Source organism: Janthinobacterium sp. SUN206 (assembly GCF_030587305.1).
Lineage (GTDB): Bacteria > Pseudomonadota > Gammaproteobacteria > Burkholderiales > Burkholderiaceae_D > Janthinobacterium > Janthinobacterium kumbetense.
In genome coordinates, this window is the sequence record NZ_JAPWIB010000003.1 from 700,928 (window position 1) to 716,260 (window position 15,333).

The following is a 15,333-nucleotide window of genomic DNA, read 5'->3' on the forward strand; positions in this document are numbered from 1 at the left end:
GAAAAACACTGATCTGGAACAAGATTTCTTTTCTTGTAATGCGCGCAAGCCGTCCTATACTGAATACCTCAGTCTCGCAAGGAGGGCAACATGCTTTTGTTTGCAGATACCGGGGATCAATCGCTATCCCCCCCTGATCATCGCACCATGCGCCAGCGTAGCGCCACGCAGTCCTGCGCCGAGCCCGTCGGCGCGCCATCGGCGATACCGCCGATCATCATCAATCCCTTCAATTACCATGCGCCGCTGCCGGCCATCGACCCGCGCTGGGTACCGCCCGGTCCGCCGCTGACCTGGCCCAACCGGCCTGCCATGTCCATGTGCTGATGCCTGGTCGTCGAAAGAAACGAGCAGCCTGGTAATGACAAAAGCCCGCAGCGCGGGCTTTTGCTGGTGCATGCCTGGAATCAGGATTGTTTGCGGCGCAGCATGAAGCCCAGCAAGCCCAGGCCGGCCAGCAGCATGGCATAGGTTTCCGGTTCGGGGACGGCGCAGATGAAGGCGTGGTTGTCGCTTTCAAAGGCATCCTGGCCTGTCGAGTGGAAGGCGACCGAGGTAAATTTTGCCCCTTCGCCCGCCCACGCGTTCACATACAGGCCGACCGATTGATCGCCATTGGAGCTGACACTGCCCAAGGTGGCGATTTGCGATCCCGTCAAGGTGACCGTGCTTTGATCACCCATGGTGAAGACGACGCTGTTATACGCATCTGGCGAGCCCATGTAGAAACCAAAATAGCTCAGCCCGCCACCGAAGGTAGCGACGCCAGGGGTGATCTGGCCATTCGTCACGCCGACGGAATAGAAGGCCGTCAGATCGTTCGGTGGCTGCGCGGCGTAGCTCGGGTGATCGCTGGTAAAGACGTTACCCGTGTAATTGCCGGGTAGCAGGCCATCATTGAAATCGATGGTGGTGGCGCCCGCGACCGACGTGACCAGCCCCTCGCCTGCCAGTACCGTACCGCCGGTAGTGAAGGTGGGAATTGCGCTGGCACTGCCTGCGGCGACGGCGAGCGTGGCGCAGGCCAGAGTAGACAAGATTTTCATGTTGAATCCCTCGAATGTATAGGTGTGCACAACTATTTTTATCAGGAACGACGAAAGTGCCTGGCGTGGCGAGGCAGTGCGGCGTGCGAGGACGAGGGACGTCGCATGAGACAGGAGTTTCTTAAGGCCAAGCATTACTACATGCAACATTTAAATATAAAAAACACAATTCAGATTGCAAAATAATAATAGGTTTACTTGAGAAATATCAAAGCGTGATTGCTAGAGTAAATCCACTACATTGATAACTTGTCTTCTTGCCGGAATCGACTATGGCGGGCCGCGCCTTACCTTGCGGCAAGGCGGCACGGGTGGGCGTTTTCGACTATCATGCTAGCCCCGACCTTCCATCACGAGCACCGCCATGAGTACCGATTTCCCTGATTTTTCCGACGAAGCAGCCGAGCAGGACAATGACGCCCCGATCCAGGAGCCGCGCCTGTGGGTAGGCAATGGCTGGACGGCGCGCGTGATCAAGAACGAGGAAGATGAAGGCTGGGCCGTGGCCATGATCAAGGATGGCGAACCGGAGCCAGCGCTGGTGGGCCCATGGACCATGGGCCGCGACAAGAAAAACCCGAAGCCGCTCGACGTCAACGCGTTCAACACGCTGGTCAAGACGGCCTCGGAAGTGCTGCGCCGCCACGAGCAGCAGCTGCATGCGCAATTGCACAAGAACCTGTTCGTCGCCACCGACGAGGGGCAGATCAAGGTGATGTTCGACATCGTGCCCGACGAAGACCACCCGTATGCGGAACTGAGCGCCTACGACGCCGACGGCGAGCAGATCGCCAAGGTGCGCACCTCGGCCGCCTTCAAGTTCAACGCCACGTCGGCGGCGAACTGGATCGAAGGCGGCTACCGCCGCCCAGGCTAGCAAAATCTACTGCGCGGCACGCTTTGCGGCCTCCGATGCTCGCTGTACTTAAGTACAGCTGCGCTTCTCAGCCACAAGGGGGCGCCGAGCCTCGAAGCCGCTCGCTACGATTTTGCTACGCCTGGTTCCAGGACTACACCGCCGCGCCTTCGGGCGCGGTGTGCATTTCCACCTCGTCTTCCTTGCGGTACGCCAGCCGGTACAGTAGCGGCAGCACCAGCAGGGTCAAGGCCGTCGACGACAGGATGCCGCCGATCACCACGGTGGCCAGCGGACGCTGCACTTCAGCGCCCGTGCCCGTGGCGATGGCCATCGGCACGAAGCCCAGCGAGGCCACCAGCGCCGTCATCAAGACGGGCCGCAGGCGCGTGATGGCCCCTACGCGTATCGCCTCCTGCAAGGGCATGCCCTGTTCGCGCAGCTGGCGGATGTAGGCGATCATCACCAGGCCGTTCAGCACGGCCACGCCGGACAGGGCGATGAAACCCACGGCCGCCGAGATCGACATGGGAATGTCGCGCAGCCACAGGGCGACGATGCCGCCCGTCAAGGCGAACGGGATGCCGCTGAACACGAGCAAGCCATCCTTCACGTTGCCGAACATGGCGAACAGCAAGACGAAGACGAGGGCCAACGCCACCGGCACCACCAGCTCCAGGCGCTTCGTGGCCGACTGCAATTGCTCGAACTGGCCGCCCCAGCTGGTCCAGTAGCCGGCGGGAATGGCCACCTGCGCTTGCAGCTGCTGCGTGGCGTCGGCCACGAACGAACCGATGTCGCGGCCGCGCACGTTGGCGCTGATGACGATGCGGCGCTTGCCGTCTTCGCGGCTGATCTGGTTCGGCCCAGGCGCCACTTGCAGGCTGGCCACTTCACCGAGCGGGATGAAGCGCGCGCGGCCTTCCGCCGCCGCGCCCAGGGGCAGGGCGATGGGCAAGCGTTTCAGTTGCTCCAGGTCGCTGCGCAGGCTGTCGGGCAGGCGCACGACGATGTCGAAGCGGCGGTCGCCCTGGAACAGGGTGCCCGCTTCCTGCCCGCCGATGGCCGTGGCAATCGCCGACTGCACGTCGGCAATGTTGAGGCCGTAGCGGGCCGTCTGCTCGCGGTCGATCTGCACCGTCAGCATGGGCAGCCCCGTCGTCTGCTCGACCTTCACTTCCGTGGCGCCCGCAATCTTGCCCAGTACGCCAGCGATCTTCGCCGCCGTGCCGTCGAGGACAAGCATGTCGTCGCCGAACAGTTTCACGGCCACGTCGCTGCGCACGCCGGAAATCAGTTCATTGAAGCGCAGCTGGATCGGTTGCGAAAACTCGTAGTTGTTGCCGGGCAAGCTGCTGGCCGTCGCTTCGATTTCCGCCAGCAATTGCTCGCGCGATTTCTTCGGCTCCGGCCATTCCTTGCGGGGCTTGAGCATGATGTAGCCGTCGGAAATATTCGGCGGCATGGGGTCGGACGCGATCTCGGCCGTTCCCGTGCGGGCGAACACGCGCGCGATTTCCTTGTGGTTACTCATCAGCTTTTTTTCCAGCTGTTGCTGCATGGCCAGCGATTGCGTCAGGCTGGTGCCGGGGATGCGCAAGGCCTGGATGGCGATGTCGCCCTCGTTCAGGCTGGGCACGAATTCGCTGCCCATGCGCGTGGCCAGCAGGCCCGACAGCACCACGGCCACCGCCGCGCCCGTCAGCACGACGGGCGTGTTGCGCATCACCTTGTCCAGCAGCGGCGCATACCAGCGCTTGGCGGCGCGCATGATGGCGTTTTCCTTCTCCGCCACCTTGTCGCCGATAAACAGCGCCACGGCGGCCGGGATGAAGGTGATCGACAGCAGCATGGCGCCCAGCAGGGCGATGACGACCGTCAGGGCCATCGGCGTAAACATGCGGCCTTCCACGCCCGTCAGCGCGAAGATGGGCAGGTACACGACCATGATGATCAGCTGACCATACAGCAAGGGCCGGCGCGCCTCTTGCGATGCCGCAAACACTTCGTGAAAACGTTCTTGCAAGGTCAACGGTCGTCCCAGTTTTTGCTGCGCATGGGCCAGGCGGCGCACGCAGTTTTCCACGATCACCACGGCGCCATCGATGATGATGCCGAAGTCCAGCGCCCCCAGGCTCATCAGGTTGGCGCTCACGTGGTATTGCACCATGCCCGTAAACGTGAACAGCATGGCCAGCGGAATCACCATGGCTGTGATGACGGCCGCGCGGATATTGCCGAGGAACAGGAACAAAATCGCGATCACCAGCACGGCGCCTTCCAGCAGGTTTTTCTTCACCGTATTGATGGCCTTGTCGACGAGCACCGTGCGGTCATACACGGTGACGGCGTGCACGCCTTTCGGCAGGCTGCGGTTGATCTCCACCATCTTCTTGTCGACGGCTTGCGAGACGGCGCGGCTGTTCTGGCCGATCAGCATGAACACCGTGCCCAGCACCACTTCACGGCCATTTTCCGTGGCCGCGCCCGTGCGCAGCTCGCGCCCCAGCACCACGTCGGCCACGTCGCGGATGCGGATGGCCACGCCCTGCACATTGGCGACGACGATGTTGCCGAGGTCGTCCTTGGACGCCACCTGGCCCGGCGCGCGTATCAGCAGTTGCTCGCCCTGCCGTTCGATGTAGCCGGCGCCCACGTTGCTGTTGTTGCGCTCGAGTGCCGTCACCACGTCTTGCAGGCTGATGCCGTAAGCAGCCAGTTTTTCCGGGTAGGGCGCCACCTGGTATTGCTTGGCGTAGCCGCCGATGGCATTGATTTCCGTCACGCCCGTGACGTTGCGCAACTGCGGCTTGATGATCCAGTCCTGGATTTCGCGCAAGTCCGTCGGCGTGTACGGCGTGCCGTCCGGCTTTTTCGCGCCGTCCTGCGTTTCCACCGTCCACAGGTAGATTTCGCCGAGGCCCGTGGAAACGGGGCCCATCTTCGGTGTGATGCCTGCTGGCAAGCTTTCCTTGGCTTCCTGCAAGCGCTCGTTGATCATCTGGCGCGCAAAATAGATGTCCGTGCCATCCTTGAAGATCACGGTCACTTGCGACAGGCCGTAGCGCGACAGCGAGCGCGTCTGCTCCAGGTTGGGCAAGCCGGCCATGGCCGTCTCGATGGGGAAGGTGACGCGCTGCTCGGTTTCCAGCGGCGAATAGCCGGCGGACTGGGTATTGATTTGCACCTGGACATTGGTGATGTCGGGCACGGCGTCGATGGGCAGCTTTTGATAGCTGTAGATGCCCAGGCCAGCCATGGCGGCCACGGCCAGCATCACCAGCCAGCGCTGGTCGATGGCAAAGCGGATCAAGCGTTCAAACATGATGGTTTCCTTAGCCTTGACGTGATCAGTGTTCGTGACCGGCGGAGTCCTTGCCCAGCTCGGACTTCAGGACGAAACTGCCTTGCGCCGCGTACGGCGTGCCGGCGGCCAGGCCCTGCTTGATGTGCGTCAAGCTGCCATCGCTGCGGCCCAGCACCACGGGCGTGGCCTGGTAGCCATCTTTCACCTGCACGAAGACGACGGGCTTGTCTTCCACCGTCTGGATGGCCGTGCTCTGCACGGTGACGGGCGCGTCCGCTTCGCCGGACACGACTTCCACCGTGACGAACAGGCCCGGGCGCCACGCCATGTCCGGGTTCAGCAAGCTGAAGCGTGCCTTGGCCGTGCGCGTCTGTTCGCCCAGCAAGGCGCCCACGTAGGTGATCGTGCCTTGCGCGCTGGCATCAAACGCGGACGCTTTCACCTCTGCCTTGCCTCCCATGCGCACGGTGGCCAGGTCTTTCGCGGGCACGGCGATTTCCGCCCACACGGTCGACAGGTCGGAAATGACGAAGATGTTCGCGTCTTCCTTGACGGCTTCGCCCAGGGTGATGTGTTTTTCCAGCACCATGCCGTCGAACGGCGCGCGGATGTCGTAGCGGTTCAGCGGGCCCTTGCCGGTGGAGTTGGCACCCAGCGCGCTGAGCTTTTGCTGGGCGTTCTGCACGGCGATTTCCGCTTCGCGCCACGCTTGCTGCGCCTGCAGATAATCCTGTTCGGCCGAAATCTTCTCGCGCCACAGTTTTTCTTCGCGCTCATACGTGGAGCGGGCCAGCGACAGCCGCCGCTGCGCCGACAGCAGTGCGCTGCGCTGTTCCGACAGTTCCGTGCTGGCGATGACGGCCAGCACTTGCCCCTTCTTGACCAGCTGGCCCAGGTCGGCGTGCACGGCTTCCACCACGCCAGCCAGGCGCGGCACGACGTGGGCCGTGCGGTCTTCATTGAAGCGGATTTCACCGGGCAGGGCCACCGTCGTCTTGATGCGGCCGGGCGCGGCCGTGGCGATGACGACGCCGGCTGCCTTGCTTTGCGCAGCCGTCAATTCCAGCTTGCCTTCCACTTCTTCGTGGCCGTGTTCGTCTTTCTTTTCCACATGCGCCTCCGCCTTGGCGGCGGCGGGCGGCGGGGTCTTGGAATTGCCCGTGCCAAGGATGAGAACGGCCAGCACGATGCCGGCGGCGGCGATGGAAGCGATGGCGATCGCCTGCTTTTTGTTGCGTGTGATGTTCATGGAGGGTGTTCCTTACAGAGGAGCTGGTGTGCCCAGCAGGCGCTCGATGTCGGCGGCGGCGTGCTGCGCTTCCGTCAGCGCGCGCAGATATTGGTTTTTGGCTTGCAGCAAGGTGCGTTGGGCGTCGAGCACGTCGAGGAAGGCGAACTTGCCGAACTCGAATCCCTTGCTGGCCGCGTCGTAGGCGCTTTGCGCGCCAGGCAAGATGTCCTGGCGCAAGCTTTCCACGTCGAGCCGGGCCGTGGCCAGGCGTTCGCTGGCGGCGGCCACGGCCGTTTGCACGGCGATGCGGGCGGCAGCCAGCTCGTCGCTGGCCTTGTCGCTGCGGCGCAAGGCGTCGAGCTTGTTGCCCGCATTGCGGTCGAACAGAGGCAGCGGCAGGGCCAGGCCGATGATGGCCTGGTTGCGGCCCAGCTCTTCCGAGCGCTTCATGCCGATGCTGAGCGTGACGTCGGGCGTGGAACGCCGCTGTTCCACGTCCAGCATGGCTTGCCGCTGGGCCAGTGCGCTTTGCGCCTGGCGCACGGCAGGGGCCTGGGCCAGGCGCGCCGCCAGTTCGCTGGCCGGGGGCAGCTCCGGCAAGGTTTCCAGGCGTCCCTCTGCCAGCGTGAAGCGGGGCGTGGCATTGCCCCACAGGGCGGCCAGGCGCTGGCGGGCGCTGGCCAGGGTGCTGCGCGCCAGGTTCAGTTCCAGCCGCACGCTCGCTTCGGCCACCCTGGCGCGGGTTTCCTCGACAGGAGACGCCTTGCCGGCCGTCACCCTGCGCGCCGTGATGTCGCTGGCGCGCGCGGCCAGCGCCTGCGCGCTGTCGGCCAGGCGCAAGCCTTCCTGCGCGGCCAGCACGTCGACAAAGGCGGACGTGACGGCGGCGCGCGTGTCCGCCTGTTGCAGGGACAGGCCCGCCTGCGCCAGGTCTGCGCCGCGCCGGGCGACGGCGGCGCGCGCACCGCGCTTGCCGCCCAGCTCAATGAGCTGGTTGAGCTGCACGGTGGTGCTGCGCGTGGCGCGCCGCGTGTCTTCCAGCACGGTTTGCAATTCCGGGTTGGGCAAGGCGCGTGCCTGCTGCAGGGCGCCGCCCTGGGCCGCCAGTTCATGGCGGGCGGCCGACAGGGTGGCGTTGCCGCCCTCCGCCAGGGCCAGCGCGGCGGGCAGGGTCAGGGGCGCGGCGGGTTCCACGCCAGATTGCGCATGGGCAAAGTTGCCGGCCAGCAGGCCAGCAGAGAGTAGCAATAGATACATGGATCGGTGCATCGAATTCTCCAAGGTATGGAAAAAGAATTCGACGGGACGCGCAGGCCTGCGCCCGGATTATTTCAGGGCGCGCATTGCGTTATGACAAAAGGGGACGTCCCGTCGGCCTAGGTGGCCGACGACCAGTCGGGGCGCTTGGGAGCGTCCGGGATGTGGGAAGCGTAAAAGAAGGGGGAAGTGTCCGCGTTCACGGAGGCCATGTCGCCGACGGGCAGGCTGGAGCCGGCCGGCAGCCATGCGTGGCCGATGCCATGGCAGACGTTGCAGTCGCTGTGCGGCTGGCTTTTTTTCTGCTGGTCCGCCACTTTTTTATCGCCGGCGGGCTGCTTGTCCGCATCCGCCTTGTGCTGGTGGCTGTGGTGGCCCAGGTGCTGCGCTGCCTTGCCTTCCTCGTGCAGGCAATACGCGCTCGCCGCAGCCCAGGACATCTGGAGCGGAAGCACGAACAGCAGCAAAATGAGGAAGAATTTACGCATGGTGACGGCTATTGTACAGAAAGGCGGGCGGGCGTGCCCATGTCAGCGCGGCTGGGCGCGCCACGCTTTCAATTGCGCGGCGATGGCCTTGCCCTGGAACAGTTGCGGCTCGGAATGCTCTTCCGCTTCCATGCCGCCTTCGCGGAAATCGGCCGCCTCGCGCGCCTGCACCAGCACTTTGGCCTTGTCGAACGCTTCCGTGAAGCTGCTGCTTTTCGGCAAGGCTTCCTTGAAATACGCTTCGCTGAAATACGTAAAATCGTTCTGGTCGTCGCAGCCGAACGAGGTGCGGTCGCTGCGCGCGGCCGTGATGATGAGGGTGTTGTCATCTTTCAAGGGGGCAATGAAGCCGCCCGCATAGCAGGCCGAGATCACGATGACTTTCCAGCGGATGCCGCTGTGCTTGAGCATGGACGCCAGCTCTTGCGCGGGCAGGCTGTGCAGGTCCATGCCGTTTTGCGCCAGCGCCAGTTCGTGCTCGGGCGAGCCATGGCTGGTGAGGAACAGGAACAGGATGTCGTTGGCCTTGTCCATCTTCGCGCCCAGCGCGTCGAGGCTGGCGGCGATGCTGGTGCGCGTGGCCATCGGCTGCTGCGCCACCGTGTTGCGGCTGTTGACGAGCATCAAGGAGCGGCCCACGGTGCCGTAATCGCGGTCGAACTGGCGCTGCACGAAGGCCGTTTCGCGGTGAAACACTTCCTGTGCGCCATCGCCGGCCACGCCCAACAAATACAGATTGATCTTTTTCGCCGCATCGCGCGGCGCGATGCGCGCCAGGGCGCCGTCGAGCAAGGTGCGCTGGTTGTACAGGGCCAGCTCGATATTGTCGCGCGTGAGCTTGTCCAGGGCCGGGTCGTCCAGCTGGCCTTCCGTCCAGTTGCCGCTGTCTTCGCGCCGGCCGTCCGCCTGCGCCACGGCGTAGCGCAGCACGCCCTTGCCGTCGAACTGGCCATTCTTGAAGCCGCCCCGGTATTCGTCGCCCTCGGCCGTGCGCAGCACGCCCTGGCCTTCGAATTTCCAGTCCTTCAGCTCGCCTTCGTAATGGATGCCGTCGCTGGTGGTGACGGTGGCCTTGCCCTGCACCTGGCCCTGGACGAATTCGCCTTCGAAGACGGTGCCGTCCGTGTCGGTCAGCTTGCCGGCGCCGTGCGGGCGCCAGTGCTTGAAATGGCCTTCGAAGGTGGCGCCGTCGGCGCCCTGGAAGCGGCCCACGCCCTCGAAGCTGCCCTTGACGAAGTTGCCCGTGTAAATTTCGCCCTTGGGCGAGGTGTAGCGGCCGAGGCCATCGAAGGCGCCCTGACTGAACGCGCCCGTGTATTCGACGCCGGACGCCTGGCGCAGCTTGCCCTGGCCGGAAAACACGCCGCGCGCGAAGCCCCCTTCGTAAAACGCACCGCTCGCATATTCGAGCCGGCCCTGGCCATGCATCTTGCCGGCGACGAGGGGGCCGAAATAGCGTCCGCCATCGGCCGTTTCCGCCGCCGGCGTCTTGGCTGGCGCGGCGCACAGGGGCGGCATGCCCAGCGCGGCAAAGGCCAGCAGGCCGGCGAGGGTGTAGGGGCGAAGCGAGGCGCGTAGCGTGGCAGTCATGAGGACGGTCTGGTCTGTAGGAAGGGGCCTAGTCTGCCACTGTATTGCCAGCGTGGCAAATGCGTGCGTGGCGTGTGTTGCTCTGCCTCAAGGCAAGATTCTCCGTTTTATGCCGTGCCAAGGCTGGGCTGAACTGATAATATTGATTTTCAGAACATATACTTGCACAAGGTACATAGTCACCCATGGAAAGCCGCCTCAGCCGCCTGGAAGCCGTTCAAACCGTGTTGCTGGAAATCGGGCAGCGCTCGAGCACCTGCAGCGATATCAGTGAATTCCTGCAGGCGGTGCATGCGGCGCTGGGACGCATCATGTATGCGGCGAACTTCTATGTCGCGCTCAGCGACCGCGACGACGGCCTCGTGCGCTTTCCGTATTTTGTCGACGAATTCGACGCCGCGCCCGACCCGGACGAGGGCGTGCGCCTGGCCAGCGCCGCGCAGTCGCCCACGGCGTGGGTCATCGTCAACCGCAAGCAGCTGGTGATGACGGCCGACGACGACGCCATGCGCGCCATCGGCGGCGGCGCCTGGGGCGGGGGCACGGCGGCCGAGCACTGGATCGGCTGTCCGCTGCTGGACCAGCAGCACCAGGTGCTGGGCGCCATCGTCATCCAGAGCTACGACGCTCAGCACCGCTTCAGCCTGGAAGACCAGGCCCTGTTCGCGCTGATCGCCACGCACGTGTCGAGTGCGCTGCAAGGCATGCAAAGCATGGACCGGCTGGAAAAGGCGGTGCAGGAGCGCACGGCCCTGCTGGCGCACGAGGTGGCCGAGCGGCGCCGCGCGGAAAACCTGCAGCATGCGCTGTATGAAATCGCCAACCTGTCGGCGCAGGCATCCGATGCGACGACCTTGTATACGCGCCTGCACGCCATCATCAGCGAGCTGGTGACGGCGAAGAATTTCCTCATCGCCCTGTACCACCCGGACAACAAGGACATCACGATCCCGTATTTCGTCGACGAAAAGGATGCGCAGGCGCCCGTGAAACGCTTTCATTACGGCATCGGCATGAGTTCCTATGTGCTGGCGCGGCGCCAGGCTTGCCTGCTCGATGCGGACAGCTATGCGGCGCTGGTGGCCAGCGGCGAGATGGAAGAGCCGCTGGGCAATACCAGCATCGCCAGCTGGATGGGCGCCCCCATGCTGCTGGGCGACCGGAAATATGGCGTGATCATCGTGCAAAGCTATGACACGTCCGTCGTGTATGGCCAGGCGGAACTGGACGTGCTGGCCTTCATGGCCAGCCACGTGGCCGTGGCGATGGCCCGCATCCAGGCCGACAGCGCCATGCGTCGGGCCAAGGAAGCGCTGGAAGAGCAGAACGCGGCCCTGAACAGCGCCCTGAGCGCCTTGCAGGAGGCGCAGTCGGAACTGGTGCGTCAGGAAAAACTGGCTTCGCTGGGACGCCTGGTGGCGGGCGTGGCGCATGAAATCAATACGCCGCTGGGCATTTGCGTGACGGCCACCAGCCATCTGGTGCAGGAATTGAAGCTCACGCGCGAAGACCTGGAAGGCGGCCAGCTCGATGAAGATGGCTTGCGGCAATTCTTCGACATCATCGACCAGACCTTGCGCATCATGACGACGAACACGCAGCGCGCCGCGGCGCTGGTGCGCAGCTTCAAACAGGTGGCCGTGGACCAGTCGTCGGACGAATTGCGCAGCTTTAACTTGCGCAAATACCTCGATGAAATCCTGCTGTCCTTGCAGCCCAAGCTGAAGGGTAAGCCCGTCAAGGTGGAGATCGATTGCGCGCCCGAGGTGCAGCTGCGCAGCTATCCGGGCGCCGTCTCGCAGATCGTCACGAACATGGTGGTCAATTCACTCGTGCATGGCTTTGCCGAAGGCGAACCGGGCAAGATCAGGATCAGCGTGCGCACGGCCGGCGAGATGCTGGAACTCGACTACAGCGACGACGGCATGGGCATGGACAGCGCCACCCTGGGCCAGCTGTTCGACCCTTTCTTCACGACCAAGCGGGGTTCCGGCGGCAGCGGCCTGGGTGCGCATATCCTCTATAACCTGGTGACGGGGCCGCTGGGGGGCACGGTGAAGGTGGTCAGCGCGCCGGGGATGGGATTGCACTACAAGATCCGTTTCCCACTGGAACCTAAGAGCACCTGAGAAAACGTCCATGGCTGCGTTGCTTGGTCTTGCCGTGCTATTCGCACTGTCTGCGACCGCGCGCCTTGCCCTGAACGTTTTTCAGGCGCTCTTGCGGCGCGGGTTCGCAGAATGAAAACGACGGCCGTGAATATCAGTCTGGAAAACGTTGATTCAACGCAAGCGCCGCATCCAGATTTGCAATCAGCAATTCCACATATTGCGGATCGAGGTGGCTGCCGCTGACTTCGCGCAGGTAGCCCACCACGCGCTCCAGGGGCCAGGCGTCCTTGTAGCAGCGCTTGTGCATGAGGGCGTCGAAGACGTCGGCGACGGCGGCGATGCGCGCGTATTTGTGGATGTGCTCGCCGACCAGGCCTTGCGGGTAGCCGCTGCCGTCGTATTTTTCATGGTGCTGGTGGGCAATCACGGCGGCCGCCTTCAACAGCGGGCGCTGCGAGCCGTCCAGGATGGACATGCCCACCGTCGGATGCTGCTTCATGATTTCCCATTCGGCCGCGTCGAGCTTGCCCGGTTTGAGCAGCACGGCGTCGGGCGTGGAAATCTTGCCGATGTCATGCATGGGCGCCGCGTGGCGCAGCACCATGGTTTCCTCGTCCGACATGCCGGACGCCTGCGCCAGCAGCTGGCACACTTCGGCCATGCGGCGCACGTGGTTGCCCCCTTCGTGCGAGCGCGATTCGACCACGTCGCCCAGGCGCAGGATCAGCTCGGCCTGGGTATCGGTGATTTCCTGCGTCAGCAGGATGTTGTCGAAGGCGATCGCCACGCCGGAACAGAAGACTTCCAGCAATTGCGCATCGAGGTCGGAGATTTCTTCCACGCCCTTGAGTACCAGCAAGGACGCCTTGCCGCTGCTGTTCGGGAAATAGCCGACATAGGTGTCGCCGTGCAGGCGCGAGATCTTGTTGCTCTTGGCGTCGTCCAGCTGCGACAGCAGGGAAGGGCTGAGGATGCCGTCGTCCGTGTCGCCGATCTGCGCGAGGATTTCATAATCCTGCTCGCCCGAAATGGCGCTGGCGCCGCGCAGGCGCAGCAGCATGCTCGTTTCCAGGCGCAGCAGGGCGACGACTTGCTGCAGCAGGCCGCTGGCGAAGTCGCGCAGGTTGCGCTGCTTGAAGATGTGGGCCGAGGCGGCGATGACGCGCTCGAGTCCCTCGCGGTAATGGAGCTGGGCCTGGCGCGCCTCTTCCACCTTCATGATGTCGCGGTAGGCGCGCAGGGCGGCAAAGGTGGTGGTGAACAGCTTGGTGCGGTCCAGTTCCGTCTTTTCCTTGTAGTCGTTGATGTCGTAGTTGACGATCACCCGTTCTTCCGGCGCCTGTCCCGGCTGTCCCGTGCGCAGCACGATGCGCGTAAACTGGTTGCCCAGGTCTTCGCGCATCCAGCGCGCCACTTCCAGGCCGCTGTCTTCGCGCTCCATCACCACGTCGAGAAACACCAGCGCGATGCCTGCTTCGCGCGCCAGCACCTGCTTGGCTTCGGCGCCGCTGTAGGCATGCACGAAACTCAGGGCGCGGCCCTCGAGGCGAAAACGGCTCAGTGTCAGTTCGGTGATGTCATGGATGTCGGGTTCATCGTCGACGAGCAGGACTTTCCAGGGAGGTAACTTGGGCGATGCTGAAGACAAAAATGACATAAGGGCGAGTTCCGCTAAAAGGCATAACTGACGCAATACTGAGACGCCCGCGCCAGGCTTGCCTGTGCGCCACTACTGGCGTTGCGCGTTTTTCGGGCGCATTTTATCGATTGTAGACTGACAGCCAAGTATTAACAACAAGCAAGAATAATTGACTAAACTCATGCAACATGCATATCAAAAAAGCACTTTAAATCCACGCTGCCGGCACTATGTATACTTTATCGCTTAGGCAACTATATTTTCAAGACAATACTTTGTTTTAATTAATATTGCCAATGAATCTGTAAAAAAAATCGGTGGGACGAAGCCTCGTTCGTTACGCGGTGCAAGAAAAGTAACAATGTATTAGTTTCCCTTTAGAATGAAACGCATCGCGCTATATTGAGAAGTAAAAAATGGCCGCAGGCCATCCACATTCTTGAAAGGACTCATCATGAAAACGAAAACGACGCGTACCTTCATTGCTGGTCTTGCCTTGCTGGCGAGCACTGCCGCCTGGGCGGGCACGGAAGTGCATTTCACCAAGCCGGAACAATTCTCGGATGTGTCTTTCGATCGGACGGAGCGTGAGAATGTCCTCAAGGACTTGGCGGCGCACTTCGCAAAACGGGGAGAGGCGCTCAAGCCCGGGCTAACCCTGAAGATCGATGTGACGGATCTGGACATGGCTGGTCGTGAAAATCCCGCCATGCGCTCTGCGCAGGATTTCCGCGTGATGACCGGCCAGGCCGACTGGCCGCGCATACGCTTGCACTATGTGCTGGAGCAAGATGGCAAGGTCATCGGCAGCGCCGATGCGGCCCTGTCCGATATGTCCTATCTGACGCGCATCAATCGTTATTCCAGCGGCGACAAGCTGCGCTATGAGAAGCAGATGATCGATGACTGGTTTGCGAGCACGTTCGGCGCGCAAGTGAAGAGTCCGGCACGCAAATGATCTTGCCGCGGCGCGAAGTGCCGGGCTGATCAACGCAAATAAGCGTGTTCGATGCGCGCCAGCTGGCCGCTATGCCGCAGGGCCAGCAGGGCGGCATTCATCTGCGCGACGAAATCGGCCTTGTAGGCCGGCGTGTTGCGCGCGCTGTAGGCGATATACGTGGCTTCGGACGACAATTCCAGCACTTCGTGCAAGGCAAAGCCGTAACGGGCCAGTTCGCCGCCCAGCCGGCGCGCCGTGTGGCGTGCCGCGCCGCGGTCGCTGGCGTAGCAATCGATGCGCCGCAAGGCCAGTTTTTTCAGATTGGCTTCATTGCCCTTGGCCGCTTCCAGGCGCAGCAGTCCCTCGCGGGCCGGCGCCATCAATTTTTCCGAGAGTAAAAAACCTGTATTGACGCCGATGGTCAGGCCGGCAAAGTCGGCGGGAAACCGCGTGCGCGGCGTGCGCATGACGGCGTCATGGCAAAACAGCACCACCGATTCGCGGTACAGCATGGCTGAATACGGCTGCACGTAGGGCCGTTCCGTCTTGCGTCCGGGCGGAAACAGGCCGAAAACCTGGCCCTTTTCCAGCGCATCGAGGCCCCGCTTCCAGGGGCGCGGCTGCAGTTCCAGCCGGTAGGCGGGCATCGCGCTGGCCGCCTGGCGCAGGATATCGACATACATGCCCTTGAAGACGCCGTTTTCCACATAGCTGTATGGCGCATAGTCGTCGTCGCCGTACAGGATGACGGTTTGCGGCGCGGCATGGCCGATGCCGGGGGCGGCCATCGCGCAGAGGGCGGCCAGCAGGCAGGCGCCGGCGCGGCGCAGGTCAATTTTACATATCATCCTGACAAGCATACAGGATG

At 63.1% G+C, this 15,333-nt stretch carries 12 protein-coding genes; 4 read left to right on the top strand and 8 right to left on the bottom strand.

The window, feature by feature from the left end; translation table 11 throughout:
• Positions 1-90: 90 nt before the first annotated feature.
• Positions 91-327 (top strand): hypothetical protein, encoded by a 237-nt coding sequence (locus O3300_RS20155; RefSeq protein ID WP_143451398.1) that lies wholly within the window; start codon positions 91-93, stop codon positions 325-327.
• An 80-nt stretch (positions 328-407) separates the two neighbouring features.
• Here the strand turns inward: O3300_RS20155 and O3300_RS20160 are convergent, their stop codons facing one another.
• Complete coding sequence (locus O3300_RS20160) at positions 408-1,046, bottom strand: PEP-CTERM sorting domain-containing protein (protein WP_305053915.1); 639 nt, start codon at positions 1,044-1,046, stop codon at positions 408-410.
• 364 nt (positions 1,047-1,410) lie between these two features.
• On the opposite strand from O3300_RS20160, the gene O3300_RS20165 reads away from it, so the two are divergent.
• Positions 1,411-1,923 (top strand): hypothetical protein, encoded by a 513-nt coding sequence (locus tag O3300_RS20165; protein WP_152252198.1) that lies wholly within the window; start codon positions 1,411-1,413, stop codon positions 1,921-1,923.
• 133 nt (positions 1,924-2,056) lie between these two features.
• On the opposite strand, the gene O3300_RS20170 is transcribed toward O3300_RS20165, so the two are convergent.
• From O3300_RS20170 to O3300_RS20190, 5 genes are all read right to left on the bottom strand, one after another.
• Positions 2,057-5,227 carry an efflux RND transporter permease subunit gene (locus tag O3300_RS20170; protein ID WP_305053916.1) on the bottom strand — a complete coding sequence of 1,057 codons (3,171 nt, stop codon included), beginning with the start codon at positions 5,225-5,227 and terminating at the stop codon, positions 2,057-2,059.
• A 25-nt stretch (positions 5,228-5,252) separates the two neighbouring features.
• A complete protein-coding gene (locus O3300_RS20175; protein ID WP_305053917.1) occupies positions 5,253-6,458 on the bottom strand; it encodes an efflux RND transporter periplasmic adaptor subunit in 1,206 nt (401 codons plus the stop codon).
• A gap of 12 nt (positions 6,459-6,470) precedes the next feature.
• A complete protein-coding gene (locus O3300_RS20180; RefSeq protein WP_305053918.1) occupies positions 6,471-7,697 on the bottom strand; it encodes a TolC family protein in 1,227 nt (408 codons plus the stop codon).
• Between the two features lie 119 nt (positions 7,698-7,816).
• Positions 7,817-8,185 carry a cation efflux protein, CzcI family gene (czcI, locus tag O3300_RS20185; protein ID WP_305053919.1) on the bottom strand — a complete coding sequence of 123 codons (369 nt, stop codon included), beginning with the start codon at positions 8,183-8,185 and terminating at the stop codon, positions 7,817-7,819.
• A gap of 42 nt (positions 8,186-8,227) precedes the next feature.
• A complete protein-coding gene (locus O3300_RS20190) occupies positions 8,228-9,775 on the bottom strand; it encodes a C13 family peptidase (protein WP_305053920.1) in 1,548 nt (515 codons plus the stop codon).
• A gap of 185 nt (positions 9,776-9,960) precedes the next feature.
• Here O3300_RS20190 and O3300_RS20195 point away from each other — a divergent pair, with 185 nt between their 5' ends.
• On the top strand, positions 9,961-11,904 hold the full coding sequence (locus tag O3300_RS20195) for a GAF domain-containing sensor histidine kinase (protein WP_305053921.1): 1,944 nt from the start codon (positions 9,961-9,963) through the stop codon (positions 11,902-11,904).
• A 133-nt stretch (positions 11,905-12,037) separates the two neighbouring features.
• Here the strand turns inward: O3300_RS20195 and O3300_RS20200 are convergent, their stop codons facing one another.
• Complete coding sequence (locus tag O3300_RS20200) at positions 12,038-13,543, bottom strand: DUF3369 domain-containing protein (RefSeq protein ID WP_099665621.1); 1,506 nt, start codon at positions 13,541-13,543, stop codon at positions 12,038-12,040.
• 436 nt (positions 13,544-13,979) lie between these two features.
• On the opposite strand from O3300_RS20200, the gene O3300_RS20205 reads away from it, so the two are divergent.
• Positions 13,980-14,483, top strand: a complete 504-nt coding sequence (locus O3300_RS20205) for a DUF3016 domain-containing protein (protein ID WP_305053922.1) — start codon at positions 13,980-13,982, stop codon at positions 14,481-14,483.
• 29 nt (positions 14,484-14,512) lie between these two features.
• Here the strand turns inward: O3300_RS20205 and O3300_RS20210 are convergent, their stop codons facing one another.
• A complete protein-coding gene (locus tag O3300_RS20210; protein ID WP_251349287.1) occupies positions 14,513-15,313 on the bottom strand; it encodes an ABC transporter substrate-binding protein in 801 nt (266 codons plus the stop codon).
• Positions 15,314-15,333 lie beyond the last annotated feature (20 nt).

Coding starts and splice junctions, on each gene's coding strand:
- O3300_RS20165 (WP_152252198.1), top strand. CDS start 1,411: ATGAGTACCGATTTCCCTGATTTTTCCGACGAAGCAGCCGAGCAGGAC.
- O3300_RS20190 (WP_305053920.1), bottom strand. CDS start 9,775: ATGACTGCCACGCTACGCGCCTCGCTTCGCCCCTACACCCTCGCCGGC.
- O3300_RS20205 (WP_305053922.1), top strand. CDS start 13,980: ATGAAAACGAAAACGACGCGTACCTTCATTGCTGGTCTTGCCTTGCTG.
- O3300_RS20210 (WP_251349287.1), bottom strand. CDS start 15,313: ATGATATGTAAAATTGACCTGCGCCGCGCCGGCGCCTGCCTGCTGGCC.
- czcI (WP_305053919.1), bottom strand. CDS start 8,185: ATGCGTAAATTCTTCCTCATTTTGCTGCTGTTCGTGCTTCCGCTCCAG.
- O3300_RS20180 (WP_305053918.1), bottom strand. CDS start 7,697: ATGTATCTATTGCTACTCTCTGCTGGCCTGCTGGCCGGCAACTTTGCC.
- O3300_RS20170 (WP_305053916.1), bottom strand. CDS start 5,227: ATGTTTGAACGCTTGATCCGCTTTGCCATCGACCAGCGCTGGCTGGTG.
- O3300_RS20160 (WP_305053915.1), bottom strand. CDS start 1,046: ATGAAAATCTTGTCTACTCTGGCCTGCGCCACGCTCGCCGTCGCCGCA.
- O3300_RS20155 (WP_143451398.1), top strand. CDS start 91: ATGCTTTTGTTTGCAGATACCGGGGATCAATCGCTATCCCCCCCTGAT.
- O3300_RS20175 (WP_305053917.1), bottom strand. CDS start 6,458: ATGAACATCACACGCAACAAAAAGCAGGCGATCGCCATCGCTTCCATC.
- O3300_RS20200 (WP_099665621.1), bottom strand. CDS start 13,543: ATGTCATTTTTGTCTTCAGCATCGCCCAAGTTACCTCCCTGGAAAGTC.
- O3300_RS20195 (WP_305053921.1), top strand. CDS start 9,961: ATGGAAAGCCGCCTCAGCCGCCTGGAAGCCGTTCAAACCGTGTTGCTG.